This is a genomic window from Streptomyces sp. NPDC048521, assembly GCF_043199855.1.
Lineage (GTDB): Bacteria > Actinomycetota > Actinomycetes > Streptomycetales > Streptomycetaceae > Streptomyces.
This window is the reverse complement of sequence record NZ_JBICWR010000020.1, coordinates 1-19,138: the sequence shown is the minus strand read 5'-3', so window position 1 is coordinate 19,138 and position 19,138 is coordinate 1. Positions and strand designations below refer to the sequence as shown.

Annotated in this window: 15 protein-coding genes and 1 pseudogene; 6 read left to right on the top strand and 10 right to left on the bottom strand. The window is 68.3% G+C overall.

The window, feature by feature from the left end; genetic code table 11:
* The first annotated feature begins 613 nt into the window (after positions 1 to 613).
* A complete protein-coding gene (locus ACGFRF_RS34150; protein WP_393746699.1) occupies positions 614 to 1,846 on the top strand; it encodes an acyl-CoA dehydrogenase family protein in 1,233 nt (410 codons plus the stop codon).
* Positions 1,847 to 1,937: 91 nt separating this feature from the next.
* Here ACGFRF_RS34150 and ACGFRF_RS34145 read toward each other — a convergent pair whose 3' ends face one another.
* The 7 genes from ACGFRF_RS34145 to gvpJ form a co-directional block, all read right to left on the bottom strand.
* Positions 1,938 to 2,531 carry a GAF domain-containing protein gene (locus tag ACGFRF_RS34145; protein ID WP_393746697.1) on the bottom strand — a complete coding sequence of 198 codons (594 nt, stop codon included), beginning with the start codon at positions 2,529 to 2,531 and terminating at the stop codon, positions 1,938 to 1,940.
* A gap of 31 nt (positions 2,532 to 2,562) precedes the next feature.
* Positions 2,563 to 3,165, bottom strand: a complete 603-nt coding sequence (locus ACGFRF_RS34140) for an ATP/GTP-binding protein (protein ID WP_393746695.1) — start codon at positions 3,163 to 3,165, stop codon at positions 2,563 to 2,565.
* The gene (locus ACGFRF_RS34135) at positions 3,143 to 3,523 is read right to left on the bottom strand and encodes a DUF742 domain-containing protein (protein ID WP_393746693.1); all 381 of its coding nucleotides are present in this window, start codon (positions 3,521 to 3,523) and stop codon (positions 3,143 to 3,145) included. Before ACGFRF_RS34135 ends, ACGFRF_RS34140 begins: the two co-directional genes overlap by 23 nt.
* A gap of 2 nt (positions 3,524 to 3,525) precedes the next feature.
* Positions 3,526 to 3,963 carry a roadblock/LC7 domain-containing protein gene (locus tag ACGFRF_RS34130; protein ID WP_393746691.1) on the bottom strand — a complete coding sequence of 146 codons (438 nt, stop codon included), beginning with the start codon at positions 3,961 to 3,963 and terminating at the stop codon, positions 3,526 to 3,528.
* Between the two features lie 40 nt (positions 3,964 to 4,003).
* Complete coding sequence (locus ACGFRF_RS34125) at positions 4,004 to 5,578, bottom strand: ATP-binding protein (protein ID WP_393746689.1); 1,575 nt, start codon at positions 5,576 to 5,578, stop codon at positions 4,004 to 4,006.
* Between the two features lie 585 nt (positions 5,579 to 6,163).
* Positions 6,164 to 6,952, bottom strand: coding sequence for a GvpL/GvpF family gas vesicle protein (locus tag ACGFRF_RS34120; RefSeq protein ID WP_393746687.1), 789 nt, complete (start codon positions 6,950 to 6,952; stop codon positions 6,164 to 6,166).
* A complete protein-coding gene (gene gvpJ, locus ACGFRF_RS34115; RefSeq protein WP_393746685.1) occupies positions 6,949 to 7,341 on the bottom strand; it encodes a gas vesicle protein GvpJ in 393 nt (130 codons plus the stop codon). Before gvpJ ends, ACGFRF_RS34120 begins: the two co-directional genes overlap by 4 nt.
* A gap of 481 nt (positions 7,342 to 7,822) precedes the next feature.
* On the opposite strand from gvpJ, the gene ACGFRF_RS34110 reads away from it, so the two are divergent.
* Both ACGFRF_RS34110 and ACGFRF_RS34105 read left to right on the top strand, forming a co-directional pair.
* Entirely contained in the window at positions 7,823 to 8,575 is a 753-nt protein-coding gene (locus ACGFRF_RS34110) for a hypothetical protein (protein WP_393746683.1), read from the top strand.
* Positions 8,572 to 8,955 (top strand): GntR family transcriptional regulator, encoded by a 384-nt coding sequence (locus ACGFRF_RS34105; RefSeq protein ID WP_393746681.1) that lies wholly within the window; start codon positions 8,572 to 8,574, stop codon positions 8,953 to 8,955. The genes ACGFRF_RS34110 and ACGFRF_RS34105 overlap by 4 nt, the downstream gene beginning before the upstream one ends.
* Before the next feature lie 807 nt (positions 8,956 to 9,762).
* Here the strand turns inward: ACGFRF_RS34105 and ACGFRF_RS34100 are convergent.
* Positions 9,763 to 12,102 (bottom strand): M4 family metallopeptidase, encoded by a 2,340-nt coding sequence (locus ACGFRF_RS34100; protein ID WP_393746679.1) that lies wholly within the window; start codon positions 12,100 to 12,102, stop codon positions 9,763 to 9,765.
* A gap of 771 nt (positions 12,103 to 12,873) precedes the next feature.
* Between ACGFRF_RS34100 and ACGFRF_RS34095 the strand changes: the two genes are divergently transcribed.
* Positions 12,874 to 13,902, top strand: a complete 1,029-nt coding sequence (locus ACGFRF_RS34095) for a helix-turn-helix domain-containing protein (protein ID WP_393746677.1) — start codon at positions 12,874 to 12,876, stop codon at positions 13,900 to 13,902.
* A gap of 602 nt (positions 13,903 to 14,504) precedes the next feature.
* Here ACGFRF_RS34095 and ACGFRF_RS34090 read toward each other — a convergent pair.
* Positions 14,505 to 14,972 (bottom strand): PH domain-containing protein, encoded by a 468-nt coding sequence (locus ACGFRF_RS34090; protein WP_393746675.1) that lies wholly within the window; start codon positions 14,970 to 14,972, stop codon positions 14,505 to 14,507.
* 816 nt (positions 14,973 to 15,788) lie between these two features.
* Between ACGFRF_RS34090 and ACGFRF_RS34085 the strand changes: the two genes are divergently transcribed.
* Positions 15,789 to 16,490, top strand: coding sequence for a hypothetical protein (locus ACGFRF_RS34085; RefSeq protein WP_393746898.1), 702 nt, complete (start codon positions 15,789 to 15,791; stop codon positions 16,488 to 16,490).
* Between the two features lie 45 nt (positions 16,491 to 16,535).
* Here the strand turns inward: ACGFRF_RS34085 and ACGFRF_RS34080 are convergent.
* Positions 16,536 to 16,713, bottom strand: a pseudogene (locus ACGFRF_RS34080) (IS110 family transposase); the annotation flags it as partial.
* 430 nt (positions 16,714 to 17,143) lie between these two features.
* Between ACGFRF_RS34080 and ACGFRF_RS34075 the strand changes: the two are divergent.
* Positions 17,144 to 18,709: a glycosyltransferase family 39 protein gene (locus tag ACGFRF_RS34075; RefSeq protein WP_393746673.1), complete on the top strand. Its 1,566-nt coding sequence runs from the start codon at positions 17,144 to 17,146 to the stop codon at positions 18,707 to 18,709.
* Positions 18,710 to 19,138 lie beyond the last annotated feature (429 nt).

Here is a 19,138-nt window from a genome sequence, read left to right as displayed (position 1 = left end):
CATGCCCCGGAGCTTCCCTCCCGGTCGCCGCTGTCCGGGTGCCGACTTCCGGCCCCACGGGGTGAAGAAGCAGGACCCGGGAGGGCGAGGCGCAGCCACCTGAGGCGTGGGAAACCGGACTTGCCTGTGACCGGGAGGCCATCGGTACGGAGGCCGGCCGGGACCCCGGCACGGCCGGGCAGTAAGGGTGCCCCGTGGGCACTGGTCTATTCTCAGTGCAGAAACGTTGTCCGAACTGCGCCCAGGGGTCGGTGATCGCTGTTCCGCAACAGGCGCGAATAAGCCAGGGAGTAAAGGGCCGAGTGCGACGCCAGGGACCCGCGCCCTCGATCAGTAAGTGCCTGGTGGAGGGAGTTGTGCGGGCACCGGCGGCTCGCCCGGCTCATACGCCGCTTCTGCCGCTGCCACCCCTCTCGAACACGTGCTCTATCACGTTATACGGCCGAGGCTGCTCAGCGAGGCGCAGTGTTTGCGCCAATCAGTGCTGGCGATCTTGGCTGAGATGGATCGATAAGGCGACAATCACATGCGGGTCTGCCTGGAGGCGGAGAACCACTGCCGAGGGACGTCCCCCGTATCCGAGCGGGTGCGGAGGCAGCATCGAGGAGGGCCTGTGCAGGGGTACTTCACCAAGCCGTGGCATGAGGATCTGCGGCAGCGTGTGCGTGAGTTCGCCGAACGCGAAGTAAGGCCGCGCATACCGGAGATGGAGGCGACTCGCGGCGTAGCACACGAGTTGTCACGGCTGATCGCCCAGCAGGGCTGGATCGGTGTCACCATCGACCGGGCATACGGGGGCATGGGAGCCGGGCACCTGGCCAAGACGATCATCATCGAGGAACTGGCCCGGGTCTGCGGGGCCATGGGTGCCATGGTGCAAGCCTCGCAACTCGGTGTGGCCAAGATCATTCATTTTGGCAACGATGTCCAGAAGAGGACATGGCTCCCGCGCATCGCTGCGGGAGACTGCCTGCCGACGATCGCGACCACCGAGGAACAGTCGGGTGGCCACGTCCTGGGCATGGCCACTACCGCTGTACGCGACGGTGACGACTACATCCTCAACGGCCACAAGGTCTTCGTCGGGAACTCCCACGTCGGCGACTTGCACGGCGTGGTGGCCCGTACCGGCGAAGGGTCCAAGGGCCTGTCGGCGTTCCTCGTCGAGAAGGACCGCCCAGGCCTCTCGCTCGCCGCGCACCAGCCCGCGATGGGTCTGCACGGCTTCAGTTTCGGGAAGCTGGTCTTCGACAACTGCCGGGTGCCGGCGGCGAATCTCCTCGGGGCGGAGGGGGAGGGTCTCGCCGTCGCTTACTCTTCCAGCGTGCTCTACGGCAGGCCCAATCTGACGGCGGTCTCACTGGGGATTCACAGAGCAGTCGTCGAAGAGGCGACGGCCCTGTGTATCGAGCGCGAGCGCTACGGCAAACCGCTCGGCGAGCTGAACAGCATGAAGCTCAGGCTTGGTGCGATGCAGCACCGTCTGATGACGGCCCGCCTCGCCGCGTACCACGCGGTACACCTCCTGGACGAGGGCAAGCCCTGCGACGCGGAGCTCATGAACGCCAAGTACCTCAACGTCGAGGCGGCCATTGAGTCGGCCGAAGACTGCATGAAGATGCACGCTGCGAGTGGTCTGTTCACCGATCGCCCTGTGGAGCGTTACGTGCGCGATGCCCAGCACATCTACGCGCCGGCCGGGACATCTGACATCCAGCTCTTGCGGCTGGGCGAGTTCGCGCTGGGTACGGCCAAGGGCCAGTGGTCGGAGCGCCTTGCCGGTCTGGTCAGGACCAGTCAGGCGGGCCGGCGGGATGACCAGCGGTTGGAGGCGACTGCCGTGTAGACCACGGGGAGCCACGGACAGAACGCCGTGCTCGTGGCTCCCGCTTCGTACCTTCCTGGGTCCCCCGCCACCGTGGACTGCCGCCCCGTGCTCAGATGCCGCCCTGCTCCTCTATCTCGCGCAGGCGGTCGACCATTTGCTGGGCCATCGACTTGATGGTGTCCAGGCCCTGACGCCCCCAGGGGGTGATTTCAGGGGCGATCGCGCAGACCGTCCCGAGCGCGATTCCCGTGTTCCAGTCGATCAGTGGCGCACCGATGTACGAGCGGATGCCGATCTGGTTGATGACCGGGTTCCCGGCGAACCTGGGGTAGTCGCAGACGTCCTCCAGAACCAGGGCCTTCTTCCGCACCACGACGTACGGGCACCAGCCGTGGTCACGGGCCATCACCCGGTCGGTGCTGGCCGGTTGCGGTCCCAGGTCGACGCTCGGCTGCCCGTCCGCGGGGGTGAACAGACCGGCGAAGTACTGCTGATTCTCGTCGATGAAGTTCACCATCGCGTAGGGAGCGCCGACGGAGCGGGCCAGATTGCGGGCGAATTGGTCGAACTCGGGAACGGGGAGATTGCCGACGCCGATCTGGCGCAATCGGGCTACGCGAGCGGGTGCGTCCGGGTCGTCGGGCGTCACCAGCCTGGGGGCTGTGGGGTCGTCTTGCGGCGTGTAGGGGACGGGCGCGGACATGAAGGCTCCATTCGATGGCGCTGGCCGGGCGTCAGTGCAGCAGGGTTGGCTCCGCGGACGGCGTGCCGGTGGCTGGGGCAAGCAGGTACTCGACCAGCGAGATGAGTACCTGGGTGCTGGAACTGCCCAGGCGCGCGTCGCACATCACGACGGGTGTGTCGGGATTGAGGTCGATTGCGGCGCGGATCTCATCCGGTTCGTAGTGGTAGGCGCCGTCGAACTGGTTGACAGCCACCACGAAGCTGATGCCGCGCCGCTCGAAGAAGTCGACGGCAGCGAAACACTGGTCCAGCCGACGGGTGTCGGCGAGGACGACCGCGCCCAACGCTCCGTTGGAGAGTTCGTCCCACATGAACCAGAACCGTTCCTGTCCCGGCGTACCGAAGAGGTACAGGACGTGGTCGCGGCTGAGGGTGATGCGGCCGAAGTCCATCGCAACCGTGGTGCTCGTCTTTTTCTCGATGCCCACCAGGCTGTCGGTGCGGGCGCTGACCTGGGTCAGCAGTTCCTCGGTGCTCAGCGGTGCGATCTCGCTGACCGAGCCGACGAAGGTGGTCTTTCCTACCCCGAATCCGCCGGCGATGAGGATCTTCAGAGCAGTGGGAAAGGGGTCAGATCCGCTTGCGAAGGCCATCTAGCACCGCCTCCAGGAGTTTTCGGTCGGTAGGGGAGGCCGCCTCGATGGGGCGGGGCGCTTGTGTGGTGAGCGCCTCATGCCCCAGCAGGTCGGACAACAGGACTTTGGTGATAGCGGCCGGCAGCCTGAGCCGCGCGGCGATCTCGGCGACCGAGACGGGGCGGTTCTCGCACAGGGTGAGGACCTGGTCGTAGTCGGGGCCGAGGTACGTCTTGGGCCGGGTGCCGGTCGCCATCACGAGACTGAGAAGGTCGAAGTGTATGGCGGGCTGGGTGCGGCCGTTGCTGACGGTGTAGGGCCGGACTAAGCGTCCGGCCTCATCGTCCAGCCACATCCCTTCCTGCGCGTCCGTCATCCTCAATGCCCCATAGTGCCCGGCGAGGCCGGTGCCTCGTGCCTGGCAGGCGTGGGCAGATAGGCCTTGACGCTCTTGATCAGCATCGCCATCTCGTACCCGAGCACAGCCGCGTCGGCTTCCCGACCGGCCAGAACGGCCAGGCAGGTCCCGGAGCCTGCCGCGGTCACGAACAGAAGGACAGTGTCCAGCTCCACCACGACCTGCCGCACATCGTCGCCGCCGGCGAAGCGGACCCCCAGGCTGCGGGCGAGCGAGTGCATTCCGGAGGCAAGGGCCGCCATGTGGTCGGCCTCGTCGGATGTCAGCCCGTCGGAGGCTTTCCTGAGACCGTCGGCGGACAGCAGAAGTGCGCTGCGGGTATGCGGGACCCTCTGTACGAGGCCCTGCAAGAGCCAGTCCAGGTCCTGGTTTTGACCAGTACGCGTGTCGCTCACCATGGTGCGTCTTTCTCCTCGGGGGTGACTGCGAGATCTGCGGTTAGCGAGAGTCGTCGGCAGGGCTGTCGGCGGCTACCTCTTCCGCGAGGCGGTGCCCGCGCTGGAAGGCCGCCATCAGCCCCGGATCATGCTCGCCCTTCGGCATGCCCCCCGACATGCGAGTGGTGGGTGCTTCCTTCAGTTCTGGCGCGAGGTGCTCCTGTGCCCGGCGCTGCGGCAGCTCCGGCCTCCTGGTGCGCGAGTCCTCGTCGAGCCGGCCGGGGCCGTGGGACGTCGGACGTCGGACGGGTCCCGTGGACTGCGGAGTGTACTGCCGCGGTGGAGGCGCCGGCGCATCCATCCGCTGTGTCTGAGGCATCGGCTGTGCGGTGTGTGTCTGAGGCATCGGCTGTGCGATGTCCAGTGCCGGAGGTGCGTCCCGCCTCCCGTGCTCCGCCGGGAGAGGGGGATGCTGGGAGACGGCGTGCTGCGCCGGCTGGGACACCTCGGCAGCGGCCTGCGAGGGCGCCTGGTCGTTCTCGTCACCGATGAGCGCGTGCGGCAGGATCAGGACCGCCTGGATGCCACCGTAGATGTTGGTCTGGAGCCGAACCACGATGTTGTGGCGGCGGGCCAGCTCGGAGACCACATACAGGCCGATACGGCCGTCCGCGAGCAGCTTGCCCAGGTCGATGCGGTCCGGCTGGGCGAGGAGCGCATTGAGCCGGGCCTGCTCCTCCGGGGGAATGCCAAGGCCCCGGTCCTCGACTTCGACGGCCAGGCCGGCCGTCACCCGCTCCGCGCGCAGCAGTACCTGGGTGCTGGGCTCGGAGAACGAGGTGGCATTCTCCACCAGCTCGGCCAGCAGGTGGACGACGTCGGCGACCGCGTGGCCGCGCAGCGATCCTTCGATCGGCGGGACCAGCACGGCACGGGGGTACTGCTCGACCTCCGCGATGGAAGACCTGAGCACTTCCATCAGGGACACCGGGCGAGTCCACTGGCGCCGCGACACCGACCCGCCGAGGACCGCGACGTTCTCCGCGTGCCGACGGATACGAGTCGCCAGATGGTCGACGCTGAAGAGGCCCTTGAGCAGCTCGGGGTCCTCGACCTCGTTCTCGAGCCGGTCGAGCATCGTGATCTGACGGTGAATGAGGGACTGGAGGCGGCGGGCGAGGTTGACGAAGACCTCGACTCGTTGCTCAGTGCCCTGCGTCCCGCCCTGTGCGAGCTGCGCCGCCCGTGCGACAGCGGCTTTCGCCTCGAACTGTACGCGGGCGACCGCGTACGCGAGACGGCCGAAGGTGTCGGTCTCGGCGGGTGCCTGGAGCGTGAACTGGGGCAACGGCACCCGCATGCCCCGCTCCAGCGCGGCCGTCATCGCCTGAAGGTCGTCCTGGCCCGCGGCAATGGTGTTCAGCAGCGAGGCGTGGCGCCCGGCTGCCCGACGGGCTTCGGCCGTGGCGGTGCGTGCGGCGACGATCAGTACCGCGGCGCCCAGCACCACGGCGGCGGTGAGGGCACCCCAGGTGGAGGCGGCGACCGAGCCGGCCTGGGCGCTCAGAACGAACGCGACCAGCGCGGCGGCGAGCAGTGCCATGAAGGCCGCGGGAAGGACCGTGAGGCGAAGCATCCGGGAGCGAGTGGCGGGATCCGGCGTCTGATTGCGACCCGGCGACTTGCCGTGCCTGTTGCGTACCGAAGCCGCAGCGACCGGCCGAACGGTTTCCGAGGGCGCTGCATATGTCGGTGGTTCAGACATGAGAGTCCTCTCGATCAGCCTGGTGGCGCCCAGCAACACGCCACCCTAACCGCCAACTCAGGGCGGTGACCGGGCACTTAGTAGTGCGGCCACCCTACGCCAGCCGCATGCGCATGCCGTAATCACATCGCTCCACCAATCCCTACAAAGGGGATAATTTAATTGTGATGAAATGGTGGGTCCGCGCCGAGCCGGGTCGATCTTCGACGTCTCGCCGTGGCTGCGGTCCGATGCGCCGTGCCGCCGGAGCGGTTGTTCTGCCACGTGTAGGGGCGTACGAAGACGAGGCCGCCCGGCTCCGGGCGTCGTGGAACGGCTCATCGCGGCGGGCCGGTGGCGGCCCGGGGAATCGAACGTCGTCGCCTCACGGACGCCGGCCTCGCGCTGAGCCGGGCCGGGCCCGGCAGACATCACCCGCAACGGGTGGGCCCGCCGTTCCTGAGGCTCCGCGGCTCCTTACCCGTCCGGCTGGGCTGCCGTGGCTCCGAACGCTTCCGCGGTACCCCCTTCGGTCTGCTGGGAGGAGGGGGTGTCGACGAAGCTGTAGGGCGGCAGCGGTCCGTTGGCACGCAGTTCGAGGTGCGGGTGCTCCTTGCGGAATTCGTCGACCGCGGCCAGGAATCGCTCGGCTGAACCGCGGTCCACCAGGAAGGAGACGTTGGCCAGCCAGCCTGTGCTCTGCGGACCGGCGCTGACCGCCTTGGCCATCGGCTCAAGCGCCTGCTGAAGCAGCTCCGCGTCAGTCGCCTCGCGTGCCTGGACGGCGGCGGCGATCATCTCCCCGAGCCGGATCTTCTCTTCCTGCGTGCCGCCGCCGGCCTCACGGTTCGCTTCAGCCAGGGACCGGATGTCGTCGTGGTCGGCCATGATCAGGCGGAGCACGGCCTCTTCGTCGTGGTTGGCCTTGACGTTGTACTCCGCGGTGCCGTCCAGGGCCCGCAACCGCTCGAGGAAGTGCTCCGCACGCTCGGCGAGCACCGTGGTCACCGTGTCCTCGTCCCCAGAGGCGCTGCCGAAGCGCATCGGCAGGACCACGCCGCGCGCTCCCGCTTCGTGAAGTACACGCTGGTGGGCGAGCAGATCGCGGCGCTTGGGCCGCAGCTGATCGGGGGCGTCACTGACGATCGCGGCCAGCTCGCCCTGGCGCAGCACACGTACCGGCCGCGGAGGGTCTCCGATGCCCTCCAAATCCTGGCGGAGAGGGGAGTGTGAGGCGCGGATGATCCCGTAGACGTAGATGCTCATCTTTCATTCCCTCTCCCGCGCGCGGCCCGGTCGCCCTGACGCTCCCGGCCCTCGGGACGTGCCTGCTGGAAGGCGCCGGAGGTCGTCTCCCCGGCGCCGGGCAGAGCTCCCTTGGTTTCGCCGCGGGCGCCGGACTGCGTGAGCTCCGTGAGTCCGGCCGGCTTGCCCGGCCCCGCTTCCAGGTCGAGGCGGTTGCACGCCTCGGCGAAGCGGAGGTAGGTGTCGACGCTGGCGACGACGATCCGTATGTCGATCTTGAGTATCTCGATACCGAGAAGGGAGACCCGCACGTACGCGTCGATCACCAGCCCGCGGTCGAGAATGAGTTCCAGTACGTCGTAGAGGCCGCTGGAACCGCCTCCGCCGCCCTGCTGTGCCGCGACGGTCATCGCGACCAACCCCTTGTTCGTCTGCCTCTGCGCGGTCCCGTCGACGCCGTCCCTCGCTGCGACACAGGCTTCCGGGGTCGAGTAGCCGCCACCACCTGCGACCAAACGCACGTACGAGCGAGTCGAACCCCGCACCGGGTCCGTCCGGGGCTGCGATCAGGCCACCCCGCCCGCCCTGAACTCGTCTGCTCGGGCCCATGAGACGGCCCGGCCTGCAGGAAGTCGGAGGGACGGGAGGTGACCGAGCTGGTGCGCGGCGCACTTCCGCTGGCCGAAGTCGTCACCGATGTCTGTGTGGCTGACCGCACCAGCGCTCTGATCTCGGTCTTCGGTTCCCCTGGTGGCCCGCACGCTGATCCATCGAGGCGATCTGACCTTTGTGTCAACCACTTGACACAAGATTTTGAGGGGCCGCATCTTGTATTTACCCCTTGATACAAGGGGTACGGGTCAGGTTTCGCATGGTGTTCAGGAGCTTTTCGTGCGCGTACTCGACGCGGCGCCGGCCGGTTCGGCAGCCGACCGCTACCTCCGCTGGGCAGGTCTGCTGATCGGGGTCGTCGCTGCCCAGGTGGTCGGGCACGCAGTAGCCGACGGGGAGGCCGGCATCCTGTACGCCATCCCCGTCTTCGGGCTGTGCGTCGTCGCCGCAGTGCTGTCGGCAGACGCGCTCACTGCTCGCCCTCACGGCCCGGTCCGTACGGCGCACCTGGCACCTCGTCGGGTACGCGACTACGTGCCACCGCGGATGACGGTGCTGCTGATCGTCGAGGCCGCCTTGCTCGCCGCCCTCCTGGTGGTGGCAGGCGTGCTCGCCTCATCCGACGAGATGGGCCGCGCCGACCGGTCCCTCACCGTCACGTGCTCGAACGGAAGCACGGTGAGCACAGCTCCTTGGCCGGGACTCTTCTACGGCTTGCCCATCCTTGCGTCGCTTGCTGTGTCGACGGCCGTTTGCCTCTGGTCCCTGACCCGAATCGCCCGCCGTCCCGGCGACGAGGCCACGCGTCGCAACCGCGCGTTGGCGATCGTCGCCGCGTGGGGCCTGCTGGTTTCGGCACCTCTGCTCGGCGCCGCGTCGACTGCCTCCGGGGCCCTACTCGACATCGCGTGTGACGGCACCGCCGCGCGGATCGGGAACTGGGTGCTATGGCCCACGGCCCTGATCGCCCTCGGCACCGTGCCGTGGTGCCTGTTCACGGTCATTTCACCCAAGGCACGGGGGTACCGGTGAGCAGCCCCGTCATCCGGATCGACACCTCGAGCCATGTCCCACCGTACGAGCAGATCCGGGCGCAGCTCGCCGCTCTGATCACCTCGCGCCGTCTCCCGGAGCGTGAACGCCTACCGACGGTACGACAGCTCGCGGCCGACCTGGGCCTGGCTCCCGGAACGGTGGCAAGGGCCTACCGCGAACTGGAGGCAGCGTCCCTGATCACGAGCCGCCGCGGCGCGGGGACGCGGGTGGCACCGCTCCCCGCCCCCGCCCCCGCGCCGAACCCGGCCGCACTGGCCGAACTGGCGTGGCGCTTCATCACCAAGGCAGAGGAGCTCGGTGCGGACGGGGAGACCATGCTGGACGCGGTACGGGAGGCGCTGGACCAGCGGCCGTAGAGCGGTCGGCACCTGCCTGTCCCGTCGGAACCGTCGATCGGCAACCCATCCTGTTCCCGGGCCGCAGACGCCGGGCCGGTTCGTTTGCATCACTCCCGCCGGCCGAGGTCGCAGTGGCCGGACGACGTCCTCGAACAGTTCCTCCTCGACCACGGCGACAACGCCGCCTTCGTACACGACTACGGCGGCATCGACCTGCGCAACGTGACGTGGCGGCTGGAGACGATCCAGGTCGCGCGCTTCGGAGATGCCGACCGGGGCGTCCGACGCCGGATGTATCGAGAGCTACGCCGAACACCCGGTGGACCGGGTCACGGTCCGGCCTCCAGAGGTCGGCCGGCACTGGGAAGTGCACGGGACGTGGCTGCGCCCGCCGATACTCATAGCCCGGCGTCTCCTCGCCCCGTCGGACAGCGGGCTCCAGGTCCCGGAGGGCCGAACGCGCGCCGGTGTTCTCCCAAGGCTTCCCGCTGACGATGCGATCGGGACCGCGAGCCGGCCTGACTTCCCCGGCTCCCTGGACGACCTCCTGCAAGAGGTCTTCGACGGCCACTGGGACATGATCGGCGGCAACCTCGACGGCGCGCTCACATTCTCGTGGCCCGACGAAAATAGGACTACGAGGATGAGTGTCCCGTCCGCCCGTACTGCGCTGCGCCTCGTAGAACCGGTCCCGGTGCCCGGAAGTGGCGCACACCGGATCGGAGTTCGCTCCTTGAACCGCGCAGCCCACCTCCACGCTCGCGGCCACCGCGTGATTGTCAGGGGGAGCGACCCCTGGTTGCCAAGCGGTGGCCGTCACGCGCTCTACTGGGCGGGCGAGCCGGTTGCGACCGCGGGGCCGGCGCCTGTGAAGTCCAGACTCCAGCGCTGGAGATGGCCCGGGTCCAGGTTGTAGAAGCCCGGGGTGCCGTCGGTCACGCGCAACCTCCAGATGCCGGCCGTGGTGACCGCCGAGGCGTCGACCGTGTAGGTCTCGTGCAGCTCGGGCGTGAGCACCCAGGGTCCCCAGGGCTTGACGTGGATGACGGTGCCGTCGGGGGCGATCAGGTCGATCACCATGGCGTTGCTGAACCCGTGGTCGAGATCGACCGTGACCTTGAGGTCACTCGGTGCGGCGTTGCCCGGCTTCCCCCGGACGATCAGCGGGGACTCGACGGTGCCCCACTTGGGGATCACGTAGGTGGTGGGGTTGACGAAGAAGTGTCCGCCGGATTCAAGAGCGGTCCAGGTGAACGAGAGGTTCCGGGTGTCGCCGGTCGCGTCCGTGATGACGATGGCCGAGCTGTAGTCGCCGGCCTTGTCGGGCGTACCGGTGATGAGACCGGTGGCGTGGTCGATCGACAGGCCCCGGGGCAACGACTTGGCGGAGTAGGTGAGCGCGCCGGGACGGCTGCTGGATGCTGTGATCTGGCGGCTGACGGGCTGGCCGACCGCCACCGGCTCGGTCGGCGGCGGCTCGACGGCGATGTGATGGACGAAGCCTGTGCCCACGTTGACGGCCGCCCAGGCGTTGGCGACGGCCTCGTAGGCGTCGCTGCCCGAACCGTAGAGGTCGGCGGCGGCCTGGAGCGTCGCGGTGCGAGCACCGGCGTAGTCGGTGGTGCTGGTCATGTAGACGGTGAGCGCGCGGTACATCACGTCGGCGGCGTCGGCCAGCCCGATGCCCGCCACCGGGAGCCCGTCATAGGTGGGGCTGTCGTAGCTCACGCCGTTGATGGTCTTCTTCCCGCTGCCCTCGGCCAGCAGGTAGAAGAAGTGGTCTCCCACCCCGGCCGCCATATGCGGTTCGTCCGACTTCGCCTGAGGCGTCCAGTAGTCCAGGGGCGCGTAGCCGACGGAGCTGATGCCGGCCTTGGAGGGCAGGTCCATGTACCGGATGGGCTTGCCGTCACCGTGCAGATCGTCCAGCTCGGCCATCGTGTAGTCGGGCACGTCGTTCGGGTTGTCGGCGTAGAACTCCACGGCGGCGGCCATCATGTCGCTGATCGCCTCGTTGAGGGCCGGTGATTCACCGTAGTCGCCCAGTGCGGCCGTGGAGGAGGTGACTCCGTGCGTCATCTCGTGTGCGGCTATGTCCAGGGACGTCACCGGGTGGTGCCCGTCCGCGCCGTCGCCGTAGCTCATGCAGAAGCAGCCGTCCTGCCAGTTGGCGTTGGCGAGGGGGACCCCGGGCTGCTGCTCGTAGTGGACTCGGGAGGTGCTGCCGCGGCCGTCGTCGGCTATGCCATTGCGGCCGAAGCGGTCTTGGTAGAAGTCCCACGTCGTCCGTGCGCCGTACGCGGCGTCCACCGCCGCGGTCTGGGGGTTCGCCGCCGTTCCGTCGCCCCACACGTCGACATTACTGGTGAACAGGACACCGTTGGACGTGACACTCGAGTCGAGCGTCCGGTGGCCACCGCGCTCGGGGTCGATCAGGGCGTACGTGCCGTCATCCTGGCGGGTGGAGCCGATCGTGACCTGCCCGCTGTAGAGGCTGTTGCCCTGGGCGGACTCCACGTGTTCGGCGTTCTCCAGGACATCCTCGCTCGCGGCGTCCGTCACGACGTGGCGTTCGCTGGGGGAGCCGTCCTGCTGCACGCCGGTGACGACCGTCTCCCAAGCCAGTCTCGGCTGGTCACCCATCATCCAGACGACCTTGCGGGGGGCCGTGTGCGTGGCCGCCTTGTGCGTGCCCTTCGCCACGGCCTTGCTCAGGGCCGCCTTCTTCGCCGCGGCGGCCGGCACCTTGGCCGTGGTCGTCGGCAGGGTCAGCTTCTTCTCGGAGGCGTAGGTGACGGTGTGGGCTCCGTGTCGCTGATGGACGATCAGGTCGCCGCCGATGACGGACAGTCCGGCGTAGGTGCGCTCGTAGCGGGTGTGGACCGTGCCGTCGGCGTCCTGGATCACGTCCTTCGGGACCAGTTTCTCCTGAGGGCCGAGACGCAGTGAACGGGCGGTGTCCGGCGCCGCCTCGGCCGCCTGGTCGAGGAGCCGCCGACGCTGCCCGGGGGACAGGTGGACGGTCCCGGCCCCCGGCCTGGCTGCCGCCTTGACCTGCCCCAGCGCTCCCGTTGTGCGGGCGCCTTCGGGGGCGTGGGACATGGAGGCGGCGCCGGCCGAGTCGGGCAGCGCGGAGAACGCGAGTGCGGCAGCGGTGATCGCCACGGTCGCGGCCAGGCGCCGTCGGGATCTGCGCGCACCCTGGGGGGACGCGGCCCTGTTACGGGAGTGATTCAACCCAAGAGTCCTTCCGTTCGGCCGTCTGTCGGTGCGGACGGCCGCTGTTACGGGGAGGCCGGAGGCCACGGCCTCGGGAGCGGGACGTCAGACGTGTGACACACCAGCGGGCCACATTCACCACTGCACAACCCAAGGGGCGTGCCTCGAGCGCCATCTCACGGTCAACGCCGCCTCACCGGAGTGAAGATGCCAACGCATGCGGAAGCGGCGCTAGGGTTCCGAGGTGGCTGGTTAGCGCCAGGTGGCATCAATCGGCCAGCAACTGGCGGAGCCGAAACAAAAGATGACGTCGTCGGAAACCGAGAGGGTGTACACGGCTCGGATCGAGCTGCCGCGCCATAGTGGCGTCGAGATCACGGCAGTCCTCCTCCTGCTCTTGTCGGGGGGCACGAAGCAGTGCTGCGTACAGGCCGAGCCCTCGGCAGGGCGGGCGTGGCACTTACGCGTCGGCGCGCCAGGAGCGCCAAACGGCCGCGGAGCGGCTTGTCCAGTCCGCGCTCCCGGTCCTGGGTCGAGGTCCGTGGTGTCCCGCCGACCGCCGGCCATGGCCGGCATGGGGGAGTCAGCGGCGAGAACGGAACAAGATTGCGCCAGTTTCCGTTCAGAACGGCGGTTGGGCCGTGGGACTGGCGCCGGTACGCACACATGCGACAAGGACGGCGGCCTGCGGTCGACGGCCGGACTACCGGAGGGCAAATGGAACTTGACGTCGTCGGCCTCGGCGATGAGGCGCAGCGTGTCTATACGGCGCTGATCGGTGTGCCCCACAGCACTGCCTCCGAGGTGGCGAGCGCCTGCGGGACGAGTACGAGCGCGGCGGGACGGCTGCTGTCCATCCTGGTGAAAGCGGGTCTCGCGACCAGATCGGCCGGCCGCCCTCCACGCTTCGCCGCCACCGCCCCCGACGTCGCGGTCACCGAACTGATCAAGGAACGCGAACGGCAGCTCGACACGGCTCGCGCGTTGGTGCGCCAACTGGCCGACAGACACCGCGAGGCGCTGCGGATCGCCGACCCCGACATCGCGGTGGAAGTGCTCCGTGGCCGTGACGACATCAGCGCCGCCGTCCGCAGGCTCACCGCGAGCGCCCGCCGTCAGATCCGCACCTTCGACCGGCCGCCCTACGTGGACCGCCCCGGCAGCAATCTGGACGACCAGCGCCGCAGACAGCGTTCGGGCGTCACCCACCGCGTGCTCTACGACCGGGGCGCGGTCGCCTGGCCGGGCCGCCTCCGGGACGACATCCTGCCGAGCATACGCACCGGCGAACAGGCCCGCGTGCGACCACAATTGCCGATCAAACTTGTGATCGCCGACGACGCGCAGGCGGTCATCCCCTTCAGCCTCGCCCCGGGCGGGCACCTCGCCGCGTACCTGATCAACCGCTCACCCATGCTGACCGCGTTGGAAGCACTCTTCGAAGCGGAGTGGGACCGCGGATCCCCCCTTCAGGCCCCCGCACCGCCCACGGCCCCACCCACCACCTCTGGCCATCCCGACCACCTCGCCCTCGTCAAGCTGCTCGCCACAGGCTGCTCGGACGCGGCGATCGCCCGCGCCCAGGGCTGGAGCCGGCGCACCACCCAGCGCCGCATCCGCGATCTGATGACCGAACTGGGCGCCAGCACCCGTTTCCAGGCCGCGGTCCAGGCCGCTCGGCGGGGGTGGCTGCAGGAGCCTTCGGCATTCACCCAGCCCACGAACGCGGGCGAGGGGGAAGGATGATCGTCGAGGGCGGGCCCGCCCTTCCCGCACCCCTCCGCGTCCGAGAAGAGCCCCGGGCCTATCTGCGCGTGGCGGGGCGGGCGGTGTGGACGTCGCGGACTGCTACGCGAACCGCCGCCCGCACGGCGCGCTCATCGAGGGCCTGCAGGGCCGCCACCGACACGGATGCCCTGGCCGTTGCGACTAACTACCGGACAACCAAGAGGTGATGCCCGGGCCTCCGGCCCGGTCTGTCGGCAAACGATCCGTTGACGACAGGGCAGTGGCGACTCCAATGAACCCCGTGCACTCCGGGTGTTCACGGCGGCCCGAATCCAACCAGATCCGATGGTGATTGCTGACAGGGCTTGACGACAGATAGGGTCCGATCCTCGCGTCACCGCCGTACACCGCCGGCTCCTCGCCCGCTGTCAGCCGCTCGACGGCGCCCGTGAGGGAGCCGACGGTGAGGGCGCAGTGTCAGGCGGCGGCCGGTCGCACTTCGCCGAGTTGAAGACCGACCCGGGGCACTGGGCCTGGAGAGCCTGCACTTCGTCTCGCTGCCGGGCTCGGACCATCGGGGTCTCGTCGTCGAGCCGGAGCTGCACGCGGAATCCAGGTAGTCATGGGGTGCCGGGCCTGTAGTGATGGTGTGCTGCGCGCAGGGCGCGCAGTTGGTCCTCGAAGCGGAACGCGTCCACGGAGCCGGCGTACGGCACCGGAAGCCAGACGGCTTCGCCGCTGCGCAGCTTGGCCACGACACGGAGGTTGTGGGTGCTGAGGCGGCGGTCGCCGGGCTGTACCCGCACGTCCTCGAAGCGGTCGATCTCGTCCCATTCCAGTCGGTGCCACCGCAGCACTGTGCGGTACCGCAGCCCGTCCTGGCCCGCCTCCAGGCGGCGCCTGAGGAACCCGAAAGCCATCAGGGTCCCCGCAGCGAGGACCGAGGAGCAGGCCACCCACTGGTCGCCCCCCGGAACACCCAGACCGGCCGCGACCCCTGCCCCGACCGCCGCCAGCGCGGCCAGCGCGGTCGCCCGGCGTGCGGACGCGCCCATGATGCGGAAGGACAGCTCAGCGTTGGTTGTCATCCTCATGATCCTTCCATCCGCCTACCGCCGTGCGTAGATTCCGGCAGGCCGCAACTTGATGACCATGCCCCCCGGTGCGGGACGGCACGGCCGTCCACGGCTGATCTCAATGTCTGCTGTCGCCGGGCGCGAGCAGGCTTGGAAGAGCCTCACGCCCCAGCCGTCGCGGGGACTCCAGCAATGGCCTATTGGATCAGGTCGGCATGCGTGTAGCACGTCGGGCAGACGTAGAGCTGCAGATGATTCGCGTCGGAGACCTGGATACCGGGCGGGTTCGACACGTTGTCGTTGTCGAGCACAGCGATGGCTTGGTCCTCGTACGGGACCCAGCCCCTTCTGTACTCACGACATCGCGTTCGGCGGCCTCCTTCCGGGGCAGCCTCCGACTCCAACAGGCTGTCGACCGGTCTCGCCGGTCCACGCCGCACAGATCTTCAACGGCCCGTTCCGCTGCCTCCTCCCACGACAACCGCCGCGGCCCCCGCCTGCGACGAGCGTCCCGCCGACGCTCAAGGACGCGGGCCGGCCAGCCACCGCGCACACCAGAATTCTGCTCATCGATCACGGAGCAAGATCGTCTCGTGGCCCCTCTTGGGCTTCTTGGGCTCACCTCGGCGATACCCCTCACGGCTTCAAGATCACGCGGCTCGGAGCGCATCGACTGCGACGACCTGCTGATCGGCCTTGCCCAGGGTGGCCGCGGAGTGCCGCCAACGTCCTGACCGAGACACCTCACGTTGCTACGCCGTCAAGTCGCTCGGCCGTGAAGGCCGGGGTCTTCGAACAGCCCCGACCGCGCTTGGAGAGAATCCCGGCATGGTGATGGCACGGCACTGGTACTCCTCGTCGCCCGTCGTGGACGGGCACCCGCTCCTGGATGAGCCGGGCTTCTGGCCTGCGTACTTGGCGGACCTGGCTGAGGGGTTCACGCCGGAGGCCTTCGGATCGGACACGGGCGACGCGGGCGCCATGCTGGACACGCTCCACGACCCGTCGGCGTGGCCCATGTTCACGGTGCCGCTTTCCGGCGGCTTCGCGATCGTCGTGCACTTCAACAGCGGCGAGGATTTCACGACCACGGACTACTTCCTCACGCATCCCGACTGGAGCCAGGATCTCGTCCTGGCCAGCGACGATCAGGACCGTATCGGCCCCGGGCTGTGCTGGCCCGAGCTGGCCGCCCTGCTGGAGGCACCACCGGGTGCGGCAGGCGTCACCGACTCTCACGCCCGTCTTCTCCTTCTTCTGCCTGTTCTCGGCGACGCGACGGTTCCTGAGGAGGCCGTGACGTCGGTGGTCGAGGCTCTGGTCGCTCAGGGTGCGCCCGAGGCGAGCGAGGCATTGGCCAGACACCTGCTTCAGGGGCACCCCATGTGGGGCGTCGAGGACTGGTGGTTCGACGATGACGAGCAGAGCTGGCTCTGCGACGGCGATCACAGCCCCCGCAAGATCCCTCTCGGCGACCACCTGCCCCCACAACAGCGAGCCGCCCTCGAAGCCTGCCTCACTCCCCGCTGAACGCGTCGAGCCGCGCTGACAACAGCCTCGGCGGGAGGGGCCCCTGAAGGCGAGTGACTCGTCGTAGGTCCTGCCCTGCTTCAGGCAGTGGTAGAGCTGTCCGATCATGCGGTTGAGGAGGTTGCACTGGGCGGCCGCGTGCCGGTCGCTTTGTTCGCGGCGGCGCCGGTAGTGGGCAGGCGTTGGCTCCGGTGGACGCCCGTCGCGAGGCAGAGGCCCAGAGGTGGAGGAAAGGGATCACAACGGCAACTTCTGACGTACGGGCCGCCGTGACGATCACCGCGACGTCTCACCGCCGTGCTAAGGACGAGACGCTGCTGCCGTCCTCGTGCTGGACCTCAAGATCCGTACGGACTGCTGGTACCGGGTACGTATTCCAACCACGAGGTATTCCGCCAGGGTGACCGAAAGATCCTCATGTCGGGGCGGGAAACGTCCATGGATCTTCCCCCGCCCCCGCCACTCCGCCGACCCCTTGGTGCCGCACGAACACCGGGCTCGGACAGCCGGTATGTTCCGTACAACTGGGTTCTGAGCGACGGAGGTTGGTCATGGGGGGAAGTCGTGTGCAGGCAGTCAAGCTTGGCAGTCGTCGAGTTCTGCTCGATCGCTTACGGGCGTCGCCTGCTCCGCTCCAGTCTCCCGTGACAACGGTGCTCAGCTATCTGGAGACGTGGGGGGCACCTGACCTGCGGCATCCGGTGCTTGATCGAGATCGGTTGAACCGCTGGTATCGGAAACTGCTCGCGGTCCTTCTCGTCCTGCTGGTCGGGCTGGTGAGTCTCTGGAAGGTCGACCGTGACGCGTCGTCCTGGCGGGACGAGACGGTGAGCTATGCCGTGGCCAAGCGTTCCCTCGACGAGTTGTGGCTCCTGGTGCAGAACATCGACGCCGTCCACGGCCTGTACTACTTCCTGGCCCATCTCGCACTTGGGGCATGGGACGACGGCGTCCTGACACTGCGCATCCTGTCGGTGCTCGGCACGCTGACCGCTGTGCTGGGAGTCCACGCCATCGGGACGCGGCTCGGTGACCCGGCAACCGGATTCTTGGCCGGAGTTGCCTTCATGTGCGTTCCCCAAGTGCAGTTCTACGCGCAGGAGGCCCGCTCGTATGCGTTAGTGACCGCCGCAGTGGTATGGGCGACGTGGTTCTTCGTGCGCGCGCTGCAGGACGGCCGACAACGCTGGTGGGCGGGATATGCAGGGTTGCTGTTGCTGGGCGGGTGGCTGCATGTGTTCGCTCTGCTGGTCATCCTCGCGCACGCCGTGACGTTCTGGCGCAGCGGCCACCTGCGCCGCCTCGGGCGTCGCTGGCTGCTGTCGATCGCCTTCATCGGTTGCGCCGTGGCGCCGTTAGCCGTGGTCGGTGCTGGTCAGGCGTCAGCGCAGCTGGACTGGCTGGGCCGTCCGAGTTTTCAGGACTGGCTGGGTTTCGTGGTTCCTGCCGCCGTGGCAGCCGTCTTGGGTGTTTTGCTTCGTCGGCAAGACGCGGGCTCGGCCAGGGCGGTGACGCTTCCAGCGATCGGCGTGCCGCTCCTGATCGTCCCTGCCGGATTCCTGCTGACGGTGTCCCTCGTCCACCCGTGGTATGTCGATCGCTACGTCCTGTACTGCATGTCTGGCCTGGCGCTCCTCGTCGGTCAGGCTCTACGGCACTGGCAGCGGATCCTGCGAGCGGAAGCGGACCCGGCGCGCAGGCGGCGCAAGCTGTACGCCACAGCAGCCGTGGCCTTCGCTCTCTTGTCAGCGCTCGGCCCCTGGTACTGGCAGATGCGCTCGGCTGCAAGTCGCACCGACACGGTGGAGAGCTATTGGGGGCTTACCGCTACCGTTCCGGGAGACCCCGAACCGGTTCTCTTCCAGCCTGCACGCCGCCGTGCATGGGTGCTTGCCCGGCCAGCCGTCTTCGGGCCGCTCGACGACATCGCGCTGCAGCAGACGCCGGCTGCGTCCGGCACGTTGTACGGCGTCGAGGCGTCTCCGGACGTTATCCGGCAGCGCATGCTCCAGCATCGTGAGATCAACGTCCTGCGCGATCGTCCCGGCCAGCCCCTGGACAACACTCCCGCAGAGATCACCAAGCGAGAAGTCCTACGTCAGCACTATCAGCTTTGCTGGGTGATCCCGGTCAACGGTGGCGAATCCGCAATCTTCATCCGTCGCGATGCCGCAGCGACGAACCCCCTGTGCGCGCCCGGGCGCGACATCTACAGCTGATCGGCTCAGCATCCGCTCCAGGATGGCCCCGAGTCTGTGGCGAGTGTCTGGGCGGATCGCGAGGTCAGATAGGTGTTCCAGTCGCGGGTTGGAGCAATGCTCAAGACTTGTGGATCAGCCCCGGGTGGGGACGCGGAGGGCGTACCTTCCCGAATGATCCGTAAGGTCTCCGAGTAGGCCCGCGTTGCAGCGCGGGTCGGGAAGGCACGCTCGTTCTCAGCGTAGTCACCGAGGACGGCTCCATACATTCCGGCTCCTTGATCGACGAGATCGTCCGGGAGGGCGACCGTCGGATGCTCGCCACCGCGCTGGAGGCGGAAGTGAACCACTACAGGGTGTGTCAACTTAACGGCTGATCTTGGGTTGTTGAGGTGTCAGTTGCTCGGTGTCAGGCGGCCCTCGAAGGCGATCTGGAACGCGTTCAGGGGT

Bases quoted from the DNA above. Each gene is read 5' to 3' on its own strand.
- ACGFRF_RS34130 (WP_393746691.1), bottom strand. From the start codon at position 3,963: ATGGTGAGCGACACGCGTACTGGTCAAAACCAGGACCTGGACTGGCTC.
- gvpJ (WP_393746685.1), bottom strand. From the start codon at position 7,341: ATGACCGTCGCGGCACAGCAGGGCGGCGGAGGCGGTTCCAGCGGCCTC.
- ACGFRF_RS34090 (WP_393746675.1), bottom strand. From the start codon at position 14,972: ATGACAACCAACGCTGAGCTGTCCTTCCGCATCATGGGCGCGTCCGCA.
- ACGFRF_RS34085 (WP_393746898.1), top strand. From the start codon at position 15,789: ATGGTGATGGCACGGCACTGGTACTCCTCGTCGCCCGTCGTGGACGGG.
- ACGFRF_RS34140 (WP_393746695.1), bottom strand. From the start codon at position 3,165: ATGGCCTTCGCAAGCGGATCTGACCCCTTTCCCACTGCTCTGAAGATC.
- ACGFRF_RS34135 (WP_393746693.1), bottom strand. From the start codon at position 3,523: ATGACGGACGCGCAGGAAGGGATGTGGCTGGACGATGAGGCCGGACGC.
- ACGFRF_RS34095 (WP_393746677.1), top strand. From the start codon at position 12,874: ATGGAACTTGACGTCGTCGGCCTCGGCGATGAGGCGCAGCGTGTCTAT.
- ACGFRF_RS34145 (WP_393746697.1), bottom strand. From the start codon at position 2,531: ATGTCCGCGCCCGTCCCCTACACGCCGCAAGACGACCCCACAGCCCCC.
- ACGFRF_RS34125 (WP_393746689.1), bottom strand. From the start codon at position 5,578: ATGCTTCGCCTCACGGTCCTTCCCGCGGCCTTCATGGCACTGCTCGCC.
- ACGFRF_RS34120 (WP_393746687.1), bottom strand. From the start codon at position 6,952: ATGAGCATCTACGTCTACGGGATCATCCGCGCCTCACACTCCCCTCTC.